General features: G+C 44.6%; 1 protein-coding gene. It reads left to right on the top strand.

Going from position 1 to position 307, the window contains the following annotated elements; genetic code table 11:
- Positions 1-307: IS30 family transposase (locus KTE19_RS13755; protein WP_217342526.1), on the top strand; the 307-nt coding region annotated here is incomplete at both ends.

Here is a 307-nt window from a genome sequence, read left to right as displayed (position 1 = left end):
TAACGTTGACCAACGATCCAAATATAATCAATCTTTGGGGCGATCAATTGAACAGCGTCCCATGATGATTAATCAACGTAAGCGCATCGGCGATTTTGAACTAGATACAGTCGTTGGTCCTCGTGGGCATAGTAAGGCAGTTTTATTAACTTTAATCGATCGCAAATCACGGTTCCTCTGGGCATACCGGTTAAAAGATCGGACGACAGCGACTGTTAATGAAGCCCTAACTAAGTTCCTAACCACTTTTAATGGTCCGGTGCACAGCTTTACTGTGGACCGTGGCACTGAGTTTAGTGGGCTAGTA

It is taken from the genome of Lentilactobacillus dabitei, from assembly GCF_019061365.1.
Classification (GTDB): Bacteria; Bacillota; Bacilli; order Lactobacillales; family Lactobacillaceae; genus Lentilactobacillus; species Lentilactobacillus dabitei.
This window is presented reverse-complemented; position numbering and strand designations above follow the sequence as displayed.